Origin of the sequence: Burkholderia seminalis DSM 23518, assembly GCF_902832885.1 — a bacterium.
In the GTDB taxonomy this organism is placed as follows: domain Bacteria; phylum Pseudomonadota; class Gammaproteobacteria; order Burkholderiales; family Burkholderiaceae; genus Burkholderia; species Burkholderia seminalis.
In genome coordinates, this window is the sequence record NZ_CADFDK010000002.1 from 367,597 (window position 1) to 382,155 (window position 14,559).

13 protein-coding genes are annotated in these 14,559 nt (G+C 67.9%); 3 read left to right on the forward strand and 10 right to left on the reverse strand.

Annotated features, from left to right (window positions below; genetic code table 11):
• Position 1: 1 nt before the first annotated feature.
• From HWX00_RS08100 to HWX00_RS08110, 3 genes are all read right to left on the reverse strand, one after another.
• Positions 2-322 carry a DUF1330 domain-containing protein gene (locus HWX00_RS08100; RefSeq protein ID WP_034188449.1) on the reverse strand — a complete coding sequence of 107 codons (321 nt, stop codon included), beginning with the start codon at positions 320-322 and terminating at the stop codon, positions 2-4.
• Between the two features lie 129 nt (positions 323-451).
• Positions 452-1,150 carry a hypothetical protein gene (locus HWX00_RS08105; RefSeq protein ID WP_175027090.1) on the reverse strand — a complete coding sequence of 233 codons (699 nt, stop codon included), beginning with the start codon at positions 1,148-1,150 and terminating at the stop codon, positions 452-454.
• 97 nt (positions 1,151-1,247) lie between these two features.
• Complete coding sequence (locus tag HWX00_RS08110) at positions 1,248-1,706, reverse strand: MerR family transcriptional regulator (protein ID WP_034188447.1); 459 nt, start codon at positions 1,704-1,706, stop codon at positions 1,248-1,250.
• A 77-nt stretch (positions 1,707-1,783) separates the two neighbouring features.
• Here HWX00_RS08110 and HWX00_RS08115 point away from each other — a divergent pair, with 77 nt between their 5' ends.
• Positions 1,784-3,028 (forward strand): NADH:flavin oxidoreductase/NADH oxidase family protein, encoded by a 1,245-nt coding sequence (locus HWX00_RS08115; protein WP_175027091.1) that lies wholly within the window; start codon positions 1,784-1,786, stop codon positions 3,026-3,028.
• A 66-nt stretch (positions 3,029-3,094) separates the two neighbouring features.
• On the opposite strand, the gene HWX00_RS08120 is transcribed toward HWX00_RS08115, so the two are convergent.
• From HWX00_RS08120 to HWX00_RS08140, 5 genes are all read right to left on the reverse strand, one after another.
• Positions 3,095-5,212, reverse strand: a complete 2,118-nt coding sequence (locus tag HWX00_RS08120; RefSeq protein WP_175027092.1) for a TonB-dependent receptor — start codon at positions 5,210-5,212, stop codon at positions 3,095-3,097.
• 41 nt (positions 5,213-5,253) lie between these two features.
• Complete coding sequence (locus HWX00_RS08125) at positions 5,254-6,723, reverse strand: PepSY-associated TM helix domain-containing protein (protein WP_069704458.1); 1,470 nt, start codon at positions 6,721-6,723, stop codon at positions 5,254-5,256.
• 242 nt (positions 6,724-6,965) lie between these two features.
• Positions 6,966-7,451, reverse strand: coding sequence for a hypothetical protein (locus tag HWX00_RS08130; protein WP_034188443.1), 486 nt, complete (start codon positions 7,449-7,451; stop codon positions 6,966-6,968).
• A 95-nt stretch (positions 7,452-7,546) separates the two neighbouring features.
• Positions 7,547-8,101 (reverse strand): hypothetical protein, encoded by a 555-nt coding sequence (locus tag HWX00_RS08135; RefSeq protein ID WP_175027093.1) that lies wholly within the window; start codon positions 8,099-8,101, stop codon positions 7,547-7,549.
• 71 nt (positions 8,102-8,172) lie between these two features.
• Complete coding sequence (locus HWX00_RS08140; RefSeq protein ID WP_175027094.1) at positions 8,173-8,496, reverse strand: DNA-binding protein; 324 nt, start codon at positions 8,494-8,496, stop codon at positions 8,173-8,175.
• Between the two features lie 590 nt (positions 8,497-9,086).
• Between HWX00_RS08140 and HWX00_RS08145 the strand changes: the two genes are divergently transcribed.
• A complete protein-coding gene (locus HWX00_RS08145) occupies positions 9,087-9,719 on the forward strand; it encodes a LysE family translocator (protein WP_175027095.1) in 633 nt (210 codons plus the stop codon).
• 72 nt (positions 9,720-9,791) lie between these two features.
• Here HWX00_RS08145 and HWX00_RS08150 read toward each other — a convergent pair whose 3' ends face one another.
• Together HWX00_RS08150 and HWX00_RS08155 are read right to left on the reverse strand one after the other, a co-directional pair.
• The gene (locus HWX00_RS08150; RefSeq protein ID WP_034188439.1) at positions 9,792-11,420 is read right to left on the reverse strand and encodes an NADP-dependent glyceraldehyde-3-phosphate dehydrogenase; all 1,629 of its coding nucleotides are present in this window, start codon (positions 11,418-11,420) and stop codon (positions 9,792-9,794) included.
• Between the two features lie 731 nt (positions 11,421-12,151).
• Positions 12,152-12,364: a hypothetical protein gene (locus HWX00_RS08155; RefSeq protein ID WP_124608118.1), complete on the reverse strand. Its 213-nt coding sequence runs from the start codon at positions 12,362-12,364 to the stop codon at positions 12,152-12,154.
• Here HWX00_RS08155 and HWX00_RS08160 point away from each other — a divergent pair.
• Complete coding sequence (locus HWX00_RS08160; RefSeq protein ID WP_049036145.1) at positions 12,354-14,483, forward strand: TonB-dependent receptor; 2,130 nt, start codon at positions 12,354-12,356, stop codon at positions 14,481-14,483. The genes HWX00_RS08155 and HWX00_RS08160 overlap by 11 nt on opposite strands.
• The last annotated feature ends 76 nt before the right edge of the window (positions 14,484-14,559 follow it).

Sequence of the window (14,559 nt, forward strand, 5' to 3'; positions counted from 1 at the left end):
TTCAGCGCAGGATGTCGGTCGCCTTGTGCCGCTCGTCGACCCCGTCGATCAGGATCAGCGGGCCGCTCGCGTGTCGTGCGCGCAGCGGCTGGATCCGCCGGTACGCATCCGATTCGTACCAGGCGCGCGCCGTGTCGAGATCGGGAAACGCGATCGCGATCAGGTCGCCGCGCCACACGCCTTCGCGCACCTCCGGCCGCGCGCCGTGAATCACGAAATGGCCGTCGTACGGCGCGAGCGTGCCGTCGATGCGTTCGAGGTAGCCGACGATGTCGTCGCACATCTCGACGTCGTGCAGGTGGGCGATGGCGTAGGCGGTCATGGCGGGCTCCCGGTCGTTGCGGTTCGTGAGTCGATGGCGCCATGATCGCGGCGCGGGCGACGCGCGTCGATTACCTGCGACGTAAGCCAATCCTCACGGCGGCGCCCGTGTCGCCGCCAGCCGACGCCGTCAAGGCTGGCGGCAAGCCGGATCGGTATCGCGCCGCTCGGCGGAAGCGCACCAGTCGTTCGGCCGCCAGGCTTCGAAGGCGACGGCCTTCGCCGCATTGGCGCGCGTGACACGCACCGGGTCGGCCTTCAGCGCATCGCCGTCGGCGTCCGCGTCGAATCGCCAGTTCCGGAACACTTCGCGATGGAACACCCACGTGCGGTACGCCGCGTCGTAGCGGAACGTCACGCGGTCGCGCCAGTGGCTATGGCCCGCGAATACGCCTTGTTCGACGGTGAACGTGCGCGGCTCGACCGTGAGCGCATGCTCGGCGACGCCGTCGAGATACGGGTCGCCCATGCCGCCTTCTTCGGCTTTCATGATCACGGTGTCGTTGCGCGCCGCGAGCCGGTATCGTCCGTCGTTGCCCTGCACGAAGATCAGCAGCGGGCGTGGCGACGGCGTATGGGTTGTTGAATCGCCGGGCCGATGCGCGACGACGACGTAACCGCTGCGCGTGCCGTCGGTCAGGGGCCCCGAAGCGGCATCCAGCGCTTCGTAGCCGGCCGGCAGCTGCGCGACGATGTCGGCCGGCAGTGCCGACGTGTCCGGGCAACGGATCGACGCATGCGTGTCGTCGCACGTCGACGCGCAGGCACTGCCGATGCCGAAACTCAGCAGCGCGGCGACGAGCCATCCTCTGATACGGGGGAGCGTCATGCGGATAGGGTCATGAGGTTGCGCGGCGCACGGCGACGCGCTTGCGTCGACGCGTCTCGCCACGGTGCGGGTTGATCGAACGGGGAGGTGGAGTCGGTCATGCCCGCTTGCGCGCCGGCCGTACCACGGGTGCGGGCTCCAGCGGCTGGCTGGCCTGCTCGCAAAGCCGGTCGAGCATTCGTTGCGCGGCGCCCGCGCAATCCTCGCCTGCCGGCTTGTTCTCGATTTCGTCGATCAGCGCTTCCAGCTGCTGCCGGTTCTGCGCGAGCCGCTGTTCGAGCAGCGCGATTTCGTCGACCTTGTGCCGCAGCGCGACAAGGAGCTCGTCGCGCGGCCATGCGCCGAGATCGGGCGGCAGCACCGCGCGGATTTCGTCAAGCGCGAAGCCCGCGCGCTGCGCGCGGTCGATGATCGCGAGCCGCGTCAGCGCTTCCGCCCCGTATTCCCGATAGCCGTTCGCCTGGCGGCGGGCCGGTTCGAGCAGCCCGCTCGCCTCGTAGAAGCGGATGCGCGACGCCGCGAGGCCGCTCGCCTTCGCCAGTTCGCCGATTTTCATGGTGTGCTCCAAAAGGGCTTGACCTTAAAGTTGACTTTAAAGTTATCGTTGGGCATCGTCAATCGAGGATGTCCACCATGAATCTGTTTGCGCCGCTGACACTGCCCAACGGGGCGGTGATTCCGAACCGTCTGGCCAAGGCCGCGATGGAAGAGAACATGGCCGATGCGGACCACGCCCCGTCCGACGCGTTGCTGCGCCTGTACCAGGCATGGGCCGACGGTCAGGTGGGCCTGATCCTGACCGGCAACGTGATGGTGGACGGCCGCGCGATGACGGGACCGAACGGCGTCGTGCTCGAAAGCGACGTGCATCTCGACCGCTTCCGGCGCTGGGCGCGGATCGCGCGCTCGGGCGGCGCGCACGTGTGGATGCAGATCAATCACCCGGGGCGCCAGATGCAGGCGGCGCTCGGCCAGACGACGCTCGCGCCGTCGGCCGTGCCGCTCGCGCTCGGCGCGCTGTCGAAGCAGTTCCCGGTGCCGAAGGCAATGACGGAAGCCGATATCCGCGACGTGCAGCAGCGCTTCGTGCGCGCCGCGCAGCTCGCGGAGCAAAGCGGCTTCACCGGCGTGCAGGTTCACGCGGCGCACGGTTATCTGCTCAGCCAGTTCCTGTCGCCGCTGACGAACCGCCGGCAGGACCAGTGGGGCGGCAGCATCGAGAATCGCGCGCGCCTGCTGCTCGATATCGTGAAGGCCGTGCGTGCGGCGGTGTCGCCGGCATTCGTCGTCGCGGTGAAGCTGAACTCGGCCGATTTCCAGCGTGGCGGTTTCAGTGCGGACGACGCGAAGCGCGTGGTCGAGCTGCTGAACCCGCTCGACGTCGATCTCGTCGAGTTGTCGGGCGGCAGCTATGAAGTGCCGGCGATGCAGGGCGAGGCACGCGACGGGCGCACGCTGGCGCGCGAAGCGTATTTCCTCGAATTCGCGCGCGACATCGCGGCCGTCGCGCGGATGCCGCTGATGGTCACGGGCGGCATCCGGCGTCGTGCGGTGGCCGAGCAGGTGGTGAACAGCGGCGTCGCGATGGTCGGCATCGCGACCGCGCTGTCGATCGACCCGAACCTGCCGCGCGACTGGCGCGCGGGCAAGGACAGCGCGCCGGCGCTGCAGCCGATCCGCTGGAAGAACAAGGCGCTGGGCGCGCTGGCCAACATGGCCGTCGTCAAGTTCCAGCTCACGCGGCTCAGCGAAGGCCGCCGCACGCACCCGCAGGTGTCGCCACTGCGCGCGCTGGTGCGGCAGCAACTGGCCGCGCAGTGCCAGACGCGACGGTACCGGAAGTGGATGGCCGGGCGTGCGGCGGGCACGCGGGCGTGAACGGCGCGCGGGTGCCCGCCGCGGCGCTGCCGGAGACCGGCCGGCCGCGTCGCCGCGCATGCCCCGTCAGAACCGGTAGTTCGCCAGCACTTCGAACCGCCGGTCGTTGCCGAGCAGGACCTGCGTCTCGTTGTAGTACGCGGACTGCACGTAGCGCCGGTTGAACACGTTGTACGCGCGCGCGGTGATCGTCGTGTCCTTGCGCGGCTTCCACGCGAGGCCCAGGTCGACGGTCGTGTACGACGGCATCACGAGCTGGTTCGCGGTATCGGCGAAGCGCTTGCCGACGTACTTGACGCCCGCGATACCCGTCCAGTCCGGCGCGAAGCGCCAGCTGACCCACAGGTTCGCGAGCCGCTGCGGCACCGACACCGGCACGTTGCCCGCGCGCGACACCGTCGTGCCGCCGGACGACTGCTGGAAATCGTCGTACTTCGCGCGCAGGATCGACACGTTCGCGTCGACACGCCAGTCCTTCGCGATCTCCGCGCCGACCGTCGCCTCGAGCCCGCGCGACGACTGCTGGCCGACCTGGATCGACTGGTTCGGGTTCACCGGGTCGGCCGTCAGCAGGTTGCGCTTGACGATCCGGTAGGCGGCGAGCGTCCATTCCGCCTTGCCGTCGAGGAACGACTGCTTCACGCCGATCTCGATCTGCCTGCCGGTCGCGAGCGTGAAGCCGGCCTTCGACGCGTTCAGCGACAGCAGCGAGCTGACCGGGTCGGCCGCGACCGCATACTGGCCGTACACGGCGAGACCGGGCCGCACGTCGTACACGGTGCCGATGCGCCAGCCGGTGTTCGCGAACACCTTCGTGAAGGCGCCGCCGTTCACGAGATCGTCGCGGTTCACGCTCGCGTGGTCGTAGCGCAGCCCGCCGATCACCGCCCAGCGCGGCGTGATCGCGAGCCGGTTCTCCGCGAACAGCGCGTACTGGTTCGACTGGCTGCGGTACTTCGGATAGGTGCCGGCCGTGTTGATGAAGCTGCCCGGGTCGAAGCCGAACGGATCGACCGTCGAGGTACCCGAATACGGCGAGTTGTTGTCGTGCTGGAACGTCGTGTGGTTGAACTCGACGCCCGCCGAAAACGTGTTGCGCATGCCGAGCAGCGCGCTGCTCACGGTGGCCGTCGTCACGTTGCCGTACTGCTCCTGGTCGTGGAAGATTTCCGTGTAGCTGCTGCGCCGCACCTGCGCGCTCGACGGCAGGTACGTGTAGTACTCGGCGTCCTTCCAGTGACGGTTGCTCTTCATCCGGTACAGCGTGGTCGTCACGTTCAGGCTGTCGCTCGGCTGCCAGTTCGCCGAGACGGTGGCCCAGCTGTCGCGGAATGCGATGTCGCTGTCGCCGACGTTGTAGTTCTTCCTGTCGAGTGCGCGATCGCGCGCGCCGTTCACGAGCGGCGCGCCGAAGTACTGCATCGGATGCAGGAAGCCGTGCGCATACGACGCCGTCACGTACAGGTCGGGCGTCACGTCGTAGCGCAGTGCGCCGGAGACCGACAGGTTGCGCGAATCGCCGCGGTCGACCCAGTTCGACGAGCGGTTGCCGCTGACGTCGAAGCGGTACGACAGCTTGTCGTTGATCGCGCCGCCGCTGCCAAACGCGGCCCGCGCCGTGCCCTCGGTGCCGCCGCCGACCTGCAGTTCGTTGCGGATCGGCGTGCGCGTCGGCTTCTTCGGCACGATGTTGACCACGCCGCCGATCGCGCCTTCGCCGTAGATCACCGAAGCGGGGCCGCGCAGCACGTCGATGTGGTCGACCGACCATGTGTCGAACGGGAACGTGACGCCGATCGCGCCGTACGGGCGCACGCCGTCGTAGAGTTGCGTGACCGACGACGCGCCGACGAAGCCGCGCGCGGCGAGCTCCGAGTTGCCGTTGCCGGGGTGCGGCGACGCGCTGATGCCGGCGGCGCGGCTCACCGCATCGATGATCGAACGGTCGCCGCGCGTGTCGAGCGCCGCGCGGTTGATCTGCTCGACGCTTGCGGGTGTTTCGAGCGACGACAGCCCGAGATGGCTGCCGGTGTCGAGCGGCTGTGTGAGCGCGGGGGCTTTCCGCGCATCGACGCGGATCGGGGCGAGCGTGGCGCCGGTGCGGTCGACGCCGCTTTCCTGTGCCTGCCCGGCGGGAGAGAAGGCCGCGAGAACGGCGGCGGGCAGCATCAATCTGAACTTCATTGTTTCGGTTTCCTTCGAATGGGTGGCCGCGCTTGCGTCGATCACGCCGCGGCGCGCGTCGCGCGGCCGAACAGCAGCCTGTCGACCAGCCAGACGGCGACGATCGTGATGCCCATCAGCGGGAAGACGATGCCGAGCAGCACGAGCCCGGCGATCCAGCCGCGCATCGGCGGCGTGCCGCGTTCGCGCGACGGTGCGCCCAGCTTGCCGGCCGGGCGGCGCTTCCACCACATCACCGTGCCCGTGACGGCCATCGCGGCCAGCCCGAGCGACAACACCGCGCAAACGATCTGATTCGCGAGCCCGAAGTAGCGGCCCATGTGCAGCGACGTGCCGTACGACACGGCCTGCGAGACCGCGCCGTAGTCGTCGTAGCGGATGTCCTTCAGCACCGCGCCGCTGTACTGGTCGAGATGGATCGTGCGTTCGGCCTTCGGGTCGGCCGGGAAGTACGACGCGGTGAACACGCCGTCCGTGCCGGACGGCAGCGCGAGCGTGTAGCCGCTCGTCACGCCGAGGCCGGCGACGATCGCGATCGCGCGCGTCAGCGGCAGCGGCGCGGGTGTCGGCGCCGACGGCGAATGCGGAACGGGCACGTTGCCGACCGCCCACGGCGTTTGCGGCAACGGCAGGTCGTCCATCACCATTCCCGGCATCGCGTCGCCGGCATCGTGGTGATGCGTCGATGGTGCGGCAGCGTGCGCGTGCGCAGGCTCGGGCGTCGTGGCAGTGCCCGGTCGCGTCGAGCGTACCGATGCGCCGCCCCATGCGCCTTCCGGCGCGCCGAGGTTCACGCTCGTCGCGAGTGCCTTGAAGTTCTTGCCCCATGAGCCGGACCACGGCAGCCCGGTCAGGATGAACGCGACCGTGCCGGCGGCGAGCCAGATGCCGGCCGTCGCGTGGAGGTTTTTCCACAGCGGCCGGCCGCGCAGCGACAGGTCGGGCCGCAGCGCACGCCCGACGCGCGCGGCGCCACGCGGCCACCACAGCGCGATGCCGGTGCCGATCATCACGAAGGTCCAGCACGCGGCGAGCTCCATCAGCAGCTCGCCCGTCTTGCCGAGCAGCAGCTTGCGATGCAGCATCCGGTCGACCTGCATGAAGCGGTTCTCGACGCTCAGCGTGCCGAGCACGCTGCCGTCGTACGGGTTCACGTACACGCTCTCGCGGCTGCCGTCGTGCAGCCGGAACACGTATTCGGCGCTGCGGTCGCGCGCGGTGGAGACCTGCACGGAGACCGGCGTTGCGCCGGCCGGCATCGCGGTGCGGGCGCGTGCGAGCAGCGTATCGGCGTCGAGCCGCGGCGTGGCGCGCGGCTCGACGACCAGCCGGTGCGGATACAGCAGCGGCTCGATTTGCGGCTGGAAACAGTAGAGCGTGCCGGTGATCGCGAGGATCACGAGGAACGGCATCACGAACAGGCCGGCATAGAAGTGCCAGCGCCAGAGCGTCCGGTAACCGGCGCCGGTGGAACGGGTGGGCGAGATGGCCCGATCGACGGTGGTCGACATGGTGTCAGCTCCTCGTGTTCGTCGAGCGGCAAGGCCGGCAACGGCCGGCCGCCGTCAACGCGCGTCGCGTCCGCGTGCGCGCATCGACGCGGCGGGCGGCGCCGCGTGATGCGCGAACGACGCGCGACGCGGCATCGCCCGCGCGATGCGGGCATGCGGATGAACGCTTGAATCAGGTCGGGTGAAACGAACGGCATGAACGCGCATGCACGTCGACGTGCATGCGCCGCAGGGCGGAACGTTCAGCAGAACAGAGGCGGGGCGCGAGAGGGCGGGCGATCGTCGAGGATCGATCGCACGAAGGGAAGACTGTCGACGTGGACGCGGAACCGTCGTGGCGCCGCGGCCGGAAACAGCAGCACCAGCAGCACGAACGACGCGAGCGCGGTGAACAGTGCCGCGCCGAATGCGCACAGGCCGTCGCCGTTGCCGGCGGACGCCGTCTTGTCGGCATGCGCGTCGTGTTTGAGCGCATCGGCGAGTGCCCGCGCATCGTTGGCCGGCGTGATCGGCGCGCTCGCATCGAAGCGGGCGGCCAGCGCGGCGCCGGTGACGATCAGCGGGCCGCGGCCCGAGCACAGCACCACCGAGCCCGCATCCGGACCGTCCGGATCGAGCATCACGGCGCCCGACATCAGCGCGCGGGACAGCAGCGTCACGAGGAGGAACCCCCACAGCAGCTGTCGCGCGACGCCGGGCCGAAGCAGGAAGCGGCGAAGTGCGTTCATGGCGCGCGATTGTACATCCGTTTGCGCGGCCGGGCCGCCGCGCGGCTTGCATCAGCGGGATCGGCCGGTGTGCGTCCGGAAGCGGAACGCGGGGGCTATTCCGGAGCGGCTGATCGTGGGGCCGGCGCGACGTTCGCGGGGCCGTACGACCAGGTGCCGTCGGCCAGCGCGGTCAGCACGTTGCCCGTGCGCGCGTCGTACAGATGCCACTGCTCGTCGGTCGGATCGTCGCCGTACGGCCAGGTCGTCAGCTTGCCGCCGAGGTCGAAGTCGAATACCCACGCTCCCGGTTCGGCGCGCGGCGCGATCGATCTCAGGAACTGTCCGTCGAGCTGCCGCGCGGCGGCCGCGATGTCGCCGGCGCGGGATTCGCTATGCGCGAGTTCACGGCCGTCGAGCGCGATCGACCAGTGGCAGTAGCAGATCCACAGCTGTCCGTCGCCCGCGACGGTCACGCGCCGCGACGCCTGCCTGTCGCGTGCCGGGGCGGCCTGGCCGGAGGCGCCGCCGCGCGGCTCCCGCACATGCAGCGCGGGCTGGCCGAACTCGAACGTGAGGAAGCTGCCCTGGCCTTTCGTCACGGACCAGGCCGGCGTGTCGCAGATGGCCGGCCAGATCCGGTCGAAGTCGGCCGTGTTCACGAGGCGCATGTCGGTGATCGGAGCCCGGCGGCCGTGCCCGTCGCGATGGCCGTCCGCGGCAGCCGGTGCGGTGGGCCGGTTCAAGCCGGATAGGAGTCGTTCACCTTCAGGTTCGCGAGCCGGAACAGCGTGCGCAGCGTCTGCGGATGAATGTCGCGGTGCGACGCAAGCGACGTCAGCATGAAGTCGAGCACTTTCGCGTAGCGCAGCAGCACGAGGCAGCGTGCGAGATCGGGCGTACGACCGCGCATGTCTTCGGCAAGGGTGACCATTTGCGTCGACAGCGTGCGCGCCATCTCGAGTTCCATCTGCTGTTTTTCGGTCCAGTCGGGCAGGGGCTGTTCGAGCACTTTCGCGAGAAAGAGCTGGAACGACGTATCGGACGAGTTGGGCAGCGCATCCATGAAGAGCCTCGTGCGTATGTGGATCGTTCGGGCGCATCCGTGGACGCGCCCGTGGGTGGAGGTGTGTCCGCGTCTTGATCGGCGCGGTGTTCACCCGAACGGAACGCAGGTTCCGTACCAGCGTCGCGAGACGAATGTTGAGTATTGTTGTGGCGTGTTAACGCGACGTCGGCGAGTCCCGCCGGTGCTGGGTCGCGGCGGCGGTCGAGGAAGGCATCCATACGCGCGGCGCGATGTATGCCGCGCATGCAAAACGGCTCGACACGTCGAAATGCTTCAGGGATGTAACGTAACGCCCGCATAAAACCCGTCGCGCGATTCCGTCGACGAACGGCCGGAACGAGGCGTTTCGCGCGTCCCGGCCACGTCCGACGTGCGTTCGCCGGTGCGGCATGCCGGAACGCGGCGCCCGGCGCCGAGCGGCGCAAGCGGGCCGCGCATGCGCCGGGTGTTTCAAAACCGAGACGCTTGCGCGAGCGGCGATCGCTTGCCCGGCCGCCGAACCGGCCCAGCGAAAGGGCGACCAATTGTCCATGGGCAGACGGCGCGCGTTTGCCAACAATCTCCAGATCATCCCTGCGAGGTTCGACATGAGCGTCCACGCCTTCTTCTCGGCCAACCTGCTGCTCGCCTATACGGCTTACTTCATCGGCACGGCCAGCCCGGGGCCGAGCAACCTGGCGATCATGTCGGTGGCCGCGAACCAGGGCCGCAAGGCGGCGCTGGTGTTCGCGCTCGGCGTCATTTCAGGGTCGATGTGCTGGGCGACGGTGGCGGCGCTCGGCGTGTCGGCCGCGCTGCTCGCGTGGTCGAAGCTGCTGGTCGCGATCAAGATTTTCGGCGGGCTGTACCTGCTGTGGCTCGCGTTCAAGTCGGGGCGCACGGCGCTGTCCGGGCCGGCGGCCGCGGCGGTGAACGCGGCGCGCGAGCAGCGGCTGTCGCGCTTCTACGTGCGGGGCGCGATGCTGCACCTGACCAATCCGAAGGCGATTCTCGTGTGGGTATCGATCGTCGCACTGTCGTCGAACGGCGCGGGGGCGTCGCACGGCGCCGTCGTGCCGGGCTGCCTCGCGATCGGCTGCCTGGTGTTCGGCGGTTATGCGCTGGTGTTCTCGATGGACGGCGCGCGCCGGCTGTACGTGCGCGGCCGGCGCGCGATGGACGCGTGTCTGGCCGTCGTGTTCGGCGTGGCGGGGGTTCGGCTGCTGGCGTCGAACGTCTAGCCGCGCGGCAGGGACTGTCATCCTCCGCCGCGCGGGCGCGCGACGGAGGCTCCGACGTCGATCAACCCGGCTTCAGAAAATGAAGCCCGTGTTGATGAACTTCGAGTGGTGATCCGACACGATCGAATCGAGCAGCTGCTTGCTGCTGTCGGTCTGCTTCGCGGCGACCATCGAGCGGATCGAGAACGCGCGCAGCGCGTCGCTCACCGACAGCGTGCCTTCGGCCGAATCCTTGCGGCCGGCGAACGGGAACACGTCCGGCCCGCGCTGGCACTGGCAGTTGATGTTCACGCGGCACACCTGGTTCACGAGCGGATCGACGAGCGCGCCGATCTGCGCCGGATCGGAGCCGAAGATGCTGACCTGCTGGCCGTGATCCGACGTCGTCACGTAGTCGAGCGCGGTGTCGACGTCGTCGAACGGCGCGACCGGAATGATCGGCCCGAACTGCTCCTCGCGGTACAGCTTCATCCCTTCCGACACCGGATACACAACGGCCGGATAGAACAGCGTCTTGCTGAACTCGCCGCCCGAATGGTTGACGACCTGCGCGCCCTTCGCCTTCGCATCGTCGATCGCGTCCGTCATGTAGGCCGTGCGATGCATGCCCGGCAGCGGCGTGATGCTGACGCCTTTCTCCCACGGCATGCCGATCTTCAGTTGTTCGAGCGCCGCGGTGAAGCGCTTCAGGAATTCGTCGACGATCGAGCGATGCACGAGCAGCATCTTCAGCGCGGTGCAACGCTGGCCGTTGAACGACAGCGCGCCGAGCAGGCACTCCTTCACGGTCAGGTCGAGATCGGCGTCGGGCAGCACGATCGCGGCGTTCTTCGCGTCGAGGCCGAGGATCGCGCGCAGCCGGTGCGACTTCGGGTGCTGCTTCTTCAGGTGATCGGCGACCTTGCTCGACCCGATCAGCGCGAGCACGTTGATCTTGCCCGACGCGAGCATGTGCGGCACGACCACCGCGCCCGGCGCGTAGATCGTGTTGATCACGCCCTTCGGGAACGCGTCGCGGAACGCCTCGAGCAGCGGTTCGAACAGCAGCGTGCCGTACTGGGGCGGCTTGAACACCACGGTGTTGCCCATCAGCAGCGCGGGGATCAGCGTCGCGAACGTCTCGTTCAGCGGATAGTTGTACGGGCCCATGCACAGCACGACGCCGAGCGGCGTGCGGCGGATCTGGCCGATCGTGCCTTCCGCGATCACGAAGCGCGAGTTCGCGTTGTCGAGCTCCTTCAGCGCATCGATCGTCTGCGTCATGTACGTGACGGTACGGTCGAACTCCTTCTGCGAATCGGCGAGGCTCTTGCCGATCTCCCACATGATCAGGTTCACGACCAGTTCACGCTGCGCGACCATCCGCTTGATGAAGTCCTGCATGCACGCGATGCGCTGCTCGACCTTCATCGTCGGCCACTCGCCGCGGCCGGCATCGTACGCGCGCACCGCGGCGTCGAGCGCCGCGTCGCTTTCCGTTTCGCCCATCACCGGGTAGCTGCCGATCTCGACCTGCTCGACGCTGCCGTCCGCCTGCCGCACGCATACGGGCGACAGCACGGTCTTGGTCGCGCCGTCCCACGGTCGCAGTGCGCCGTCGACGAGCGACACGCGCTGGTGGATCGGGGCGGAGAGCCGGAACTCGGCGGGGATGTCCTGATAGGCGGGAAACAGCTGCTGCAGGGAGGCGGAATCGGGCATGACGGTCTCGTTTGACGGGGTGTCCGGGAAGGACGGGTGATGCGAATCCTGAGCTGAATGATCCTCGATCCTGAATCGGCATGATGACGCGCACGCGACGGCGCGTCACGCGGAAACCTGGCCGAATCAATGAATGGAACCAGTTCCATTAAAAAGGAACGCCGTCGTGAATGCAAGAATCGCCGAACGGCATGACGGAGGCTGTAAGTATTTGGAAAGATTGTTGCCGAATGGCCGGTATAACGTGCAGGGTGCATTCGCAAACGTTTCACTTCGACCGAATTGAGCGGATAATGGCGCGGCGCGGCGAAGAAAATAATGAAGTGAGCCTGAGAGCAGACGGAGTGAAGAACGGAAGTAGGTCCGCCGCGTTGCCGATGCGAGGTCGGCTGCCCGGAGCGCCGGGTCGGGGTTGCCCGGTCCGGCGCGCACCGGACTTTTGCATGCGTGCTGCCTGCGTGGCCAGATCCTTCGGAATCCTCCCCAGTCTCTCCGCCGTCGCTTCCCGAATCCCGCCTTCCCCCTGATCGTTTCCGCCCGGCGCGGCCAATCCTGGTCTTTCGTTTTTATTACGAAAAGGCCGGTCAAATCTACAAAAATGAAAGGCATTTGTCGGGAATGCAGAGCGTTAAGCAGGCGCACGTTGTGGGCAGGCGACACGTCGAAAATTAATTAAAAACACGAATCATTCTCGTTTAATATTTCGCTCCGTTACGAGCCATGACATCGCGTCACGGCTCTTTCGTGCCGGTCGTGCCGGCCGGCATCCACCCGCGCCGGCCATTCGCGGCCGGCATGCGCGACGGGGCGATCCTCCGCGCGCCACAGCCTTCTTCACGGAAAAGGGTGTCGTCGGCCGATTCGCCGCGTGACGCGCGCGTTGACCGGACACGTTTCCGTTCGCCGTTTTTCTTCACCACCCCTACGTTCACGATGAAACTCAACAAGAGCGCCTGCCATGCGCTTCTGATCGCCGCGTCGCTGGCCGGCGCCCGCACCGCGTTCGCCCAGGCGAGCGATGCCGCGGCCACCTTGCCCGCGATTTCCGTCAACGCGGCCGCCGAGCATGCGTCGTACGACGGCGGCCACTCGCGCGCGGCGACCAAGACCGACATGTCGCTGATGGACGTGCCGCAGACGGTGAACGTCGTCCCGCACGCGGTGATCGAGGACCAGAACGCGACGTCGCTGCAGGACGCGCTGCGCAACGTGCCGGGCGTCGGCTTCTCGGTCGGCGACGGCCAGCGCGACCAGATCACGATCCGCGGCTTCAACAGCATCACGGACCAGTACGTCGACGGCATTCGCGACGACGCGCTGTACTACCGCGACCTGTCGAACGTCGATCGCGTCGAGGTGCTGAAGGGGCCGGCGGCCGTGCTGTACGGGCGCGGCTCGGCGGGCGGCATCGTGAACCGCGTGCTGAAGCGGCCGCTGGCGAACCCGGTGAACGACGTGGGCGTGACGCTCGGCACGCGCGGCGAGCGGCGCGGCGAATTCGACCTCGGCTGGAACGCGAACGACGCGGCGCGCTTTCGCATCACCGGCGCGGCCGAGAACTCGAACAGCTTTCGCGACCAGTTTCAACTGAACCGGCAGGCGATCGCGCCGTCCGCGCAATTCAAGCTCGACAGCGACACCGTGCTGAACGTCGAATTCGACTATCTGCACGACCGCCGCACGTCCGACCAGGGCCTGCCCGCGTATCGCGGCCGGCCGGTGGACGTGCCGATCAACACGTACTACGGTTCGGCCGACGCGGCGAACAGCTCGTACAACGACGTCTCCGCGAAGAGCGCGACGGTGTCGCTCGATCACCGTTTCAACGATTCGCTGTCGTTCCACGGCGCGATCCGCGCGTACGACTTCTCGCTCGAGCGCAAGAACTACGTGACGTACGAGCCGATCAAGACGGCCGCGCACCCGGTCGTCACGCTCGACCAGTCGACGCGCCAGCGTACCGATCACGGCATCGACGGCCTGTTCGAACTCACGCAGAAGACGTCGCTGTTCGGCATGCGCCACGAGCTGCTGTACGGGCTCGAACTGTCGCAGCAGCAGAAGTTCGACACGATCTACGGCGTGACAAAGGTCGCGACCTACGATCTCTTCGATCCGCAACAGGTGGTCCTGCCCGGCGTGCCGACCGGCGCGCGGGCGAAGACGAACGCGTCGACCGTCGTCGGGCTCGCGGGCGTCTACGCGCAGGACCTGATCTCGCTGACCGAGCACTGGAAGGTGCTCGCCGGGTTGCGCTTCGACTACCTGAACCAGATCCGCCACGACTATACGTCGTCGAACGTCAATCTCGACCGCACCGATCACGCGTGGAGCCCCCGTGTCGGGCTGATCTACGAGCCGCTCGACTGGCTGACGCTGTACGGATCGTTCAGCCAGTCGTTCTCGCCGCTCGCCGATACGCTGATCAGCTCCGGCGCGTTCGCGAACGGCGCCGCGCTCGCGCCGCAGAAGACCACCGCGTATGAAGTCGGCTCGCGGTTCGATCTCGGCGGCAAGGCGACTGCCAGCGTCGCGCTGTTCGACATGCGCCAGACCAACCAGCAGATCGGCGATCCGGCGAACCCCGGTTATGCGCTGCCGATCGGCACGCAGCACGTGCGCGGGATGGAGCTTGGCCTGACCGGCGAGATCGCGCCGAAGTGGTCGGTGTATGCGGGTTACGCGTACCTGAACGGCACGGTCGACGGTTCCCCGCAATCGACGGCGGCCGGCCTCGCGTTGTCGAGCAACACGCCGGGGCTGATGCCGCGCCACAGCGCGAGCCTGTGGCTGAAGCGCGAGCTGCCGTACGGCTTCTACGCGGCGGCCGGCATGCAGTTCCAGTCGGCACGTTATGCGTCGGCGAGCGATCTCGTCACGCTGCCGTCGTTCACGGTGTTCAACCTGGGCGCCGGGTATCGCAGCAAGAAGGTCGACGTGACGCTCACGCTCGACAACCTGTTCAATCGCCGTTACTTCATCGCCGCGCACGGCAATGCGGACCTGTACAACATGCCCGGCGATCCGCGCACGCTGACCGCCACGGTGAAATGGCACATGTAACGCGCTTGCGGTGAGCGATGCAGGCCTTCGTCAGGACGGCCTGCATCTCGTTGCCGACGCTCGCGGCGCCGGTTGG